A 2,908-nucleotide genomic window follows, 5' to 3' on the forward strand; every position below is an offset into this window, starting at 1 on the left:
GGTCAGGCCCGTCAGCGACAGCCTGTCGGCGGTTGCCCAGACGACACGGGCGGCATTTTTCGACAAAAGCGTGTTGAAGGCGGCTTCATCGCCTTTTGCCGCCAGGCCGTCGGCAAGCACGGCGACACTGGCCCCGGGCAAGGTCTCCAGCACGCCGGCGACGCGGGCATAGACGGCGGGCCGGTCGGTCGGGATCGGCCGCGGCTTGGCGGCGCGCAGCCGGTCAAGGGCGGTGGCGGCATCGAACGGGCCGATCTCGGCATTGGCTTTTTCGGCGGTGAAGGCGATGACGACCGGCACGCCGTTGGAGCCGGCGTCGTTGATCAGCCGCTCGGCGGTGGCGACGCGTTTGCCCCAGTCGGCGGCACTTGCCCAGTCATTGTCGATGACCAGGGCAAGGGCGGCTCCTTCGGCCGGCAGCTTTTCACGCGGATTGAAGACCGGGTCGGCCAATGCCGCGACGATGAGGGCCGCCATCAAGAGCCTGAGCAGCGTCAGCCACCACGGACTCTGCTGCGGCGTCTCCTCGCGCTTCAGTACGCGCGCCAGGATCTTCAGCGGCGGGAAGATCTCGGTCTGCGGCTTGGGCGGCGTCAGCCTGAGCAGCCACCAGATCACCGGCAGTGCCAGCAGGCCCCACAGCACCATGGGGGCGCCAAAGGAGAGCGGCAGCCAACTCATGCGACAGCCTTTCCTGGCCGATCGCCACCAGCGATGCCTGCACGACCGCCAGCGGTCGGCCTGACCGAGGGGCCATCAGTGGTCATCGCCATGTGCAGCCGCACCAGCGCGTCGGAGGCGAGCCGATCGGTGTGGTTGACGGTAAAGCTCCAGCCAAGCCGCTTGCACCAGGCGGCCAGTTCGTGGCGGCGGGCGGTGTAGAGCAGGCGATACTCATCACCCAGCATTTCGGCGCGGCCGGCGGTCAGCTTGTCGCCGGTCTCGGGATCGGTGAATTCGGTGCGGCCGGCATAGGGGAAGGTCTCCTCGGCCGGGTCGGCGACCTCGATCAGGTGGGCGCGCACGCCGTGGCGGGCCAGCACGTCGAGCCAGGCCATCGTCTCCTCGACGGGATCGAGGAAGTCGCTGACGATGACGATGTCGCAGAAGCGCCTGATGTCGGACAGGTCGGGTTTTGCCGGCAGCTCGCCGGCATGCATCAACTGGGCGGCAATTCGTTCGGCGCCGTTGCGGGCGGTGAACGGGTCGGTGAGGCCCGGCCAGGCGATGCGTTCGCCGCTGCGCGACAACAGCTCGGCCATGGCCAGCGCCAGCACCAGCGCGCGCGATTGCTTGGAAACGCTGGCGCCTGTCGATTTGTAGAGCATCGACGGCGAGGGGTCGGCCCACAGCCAGACGGTATGGGCGGCTTCCCATTCGCGGTCGCGCACATAGGTGTGGTCGTCGCGGGCCGAGCGGCGCCAGTCGATGCGCGAGGAATCGCCCTCGACATAGGGCCGGAACTGCCAGAAATTCTCGCCGATGCCGCGCTTGCGGCGGCCGTGCCAGCCGGCGATCACGGTGTTGACGATACGGCGCGCCTCGACCAGCAGGTCTGGCACAAGCGAGGCCCGCAACCGGCCACGGGCGAGCGCGTCGCGCGTCGCTGCCGGAGCCTGGACCTCGCCGATGCGCGGCATCAAATCCCTTTCACGAGTTTCGCCACCACGTCACGCACGCTGGTGCCTTCGGCGCGGGCGGCGAAGGTCAGCGCCATGCGATGCTGCAGCACCGGCTCGGCCAGCGCACGGACGTCGTCGACCGAGGGCGCCAGCCGTCCGTCGTAAAGCGCGCGCGCCCTTGTGCACAGCATCAGCGCCTGGCTGGCGCGCGGGCCGGGACCCCAGGCGACGTTCTTATCGGTCTCGGCATTGCCTTGGCCGGGACGCGCCGAGCGCACCAGCGTCAGGATCGCCTCGACGACGCTTTCAGGCACCGGCATGCGGCGGATCAGCGTCTGGATCTCCTTCAGCCGCACCGGCTGCAGCACGTTTTGCGCTTTCGCGTCCTCGATGCCGGTGGTTTCCAGAAGGATGCGGCGCTCCGCCTCGATTTCGGGATAGAGGATGTCCACCTGCATCAGGAAGCGGTCAAGCTGTGCCTCGGGCAGCGGATAGGTGCCCTCCTGCTCCAGCGGGTTCTGGGTTGCCAGCACGTGGAAGGGCGCCGGCAGGTCATGGCGGGCGCCGGCAATGGTGACGTGGTATTCCTGCATGGCCTGCAGCAGCGCCGACTGAGTGCGCGGCGACGCGCGGTTGATCTCGTCGGCCATCAGCAGCTGGGCGAAGATCGGCCCGGAGATGAAGCGGAAGGAGCGTTTTCCGGTCTCGTCCTGCTCCATCACTTCGGAGCCGAGGATATCGGACGGCATCAGATCCGGCGTGAACTGGATGCGACGCGAATCGAGGCCGAGCACGATGCCAAGTGTTTCGACCAGCTTGGTTTTGGCGAGACCCGGCACGCCGACCAAAAGCGCATGGCCACCGGCCAGCAGCGCCACCAGCGTGCGCTCGACGACGCTTTCCTGTCCGAAGATGACCCGGCCGACCCCGTCGCGGATCCGGGAGATGTCGGCAAGCGCCTTCTCGGCCTCGGCGATCATGTCCTTTTCGCTGATCGGGCTTTCCTTGACCATCACGCTCATGCCGCATCGATCCTTGTGGTTGGAATACCATGGCTGGAACAACGGCTGCACCATACCATAAGTTGCCGCGATTCGGCCTCGCGTGGCGCCTACATCGAAACTTAAATCACAGACTTAGGCTGACAAGCGGAACAACAGTGACTATTTCGTGACCATGACGGGACCCTTGGGACATCGTGAAGAAAGCCTGACTGATGCCACCGAGGCGCGTGGTCTCGAGGCGCTGATCTCGCGCGCCGCCCGTGCCGGCAAGGGCGGCGCGCG

The 2,908-nt window shown here is 67.1% G+C and carries 3 protein-coding genes and 1 pseudogene; 1 reads left to right on the top strand and 3 read right to left on the bottom strand.

Features of this window, described 5'->3' with window-relative positions; translation table 11 throughout:
- From EN879_RS30630 to EN879_RS30640, 3 genes are all read right to left on the bottom strand, one after another.
- On the bottom strand, positions 1-681 hold a 681-nt coding region (locus EN879_RS30630), incomplete at its 3' end, for a BatA domain-containing protein (protein ID WP_206521032.1).
- Positions 678-1,640, bottom strand: a complete 963-nt coding sequence (locus EN879_RS30635; protein WP_013529967.1) for a DUF58 domain-containing protein — start codon at positions 1,638-1,640, stop codon at positions 678-680. The genes EN879_RS30635 and EN879_RS30630, both read right to left, overlap by 4 nt.
- Positions 1,640-2,644, bottom strand: a complete 1,005-nt coding sequence (locus tag EN879_RS30640; protein WP_013529968.1) for a MoxR family ATPase — start codon at positions 2,642-2,644, stop codon at positions 1,640-1,642. Before EN879_RS30640 ends, EN879_RS30635 begins: the two co-directional genes overlap by 1 nt.
- A 154-nt stretch (positions 2,645-2,798) precedes the next feature.
- Between EN879_RS30640 and EN879_RS40270 the strand changes: the two are divergent.
- A pseudogene (locus tag EN879_RS40270) lies at positions 2,799-2,908 on the top strand (DUF1285 domain-containing protein); the annotation flags it as partial.

This window comes from Mesorhizobium sp. M7A.F.Ca.AU.002.02.1.1, from assembly GCF_003998535.1.
Lineage (GTDB): Bacteria > Pseudomonadota > Alphaproteobacteria > Rhizobiales > Rhizobiaceae > Mesorhizobium > Mesorhizobium ciceri.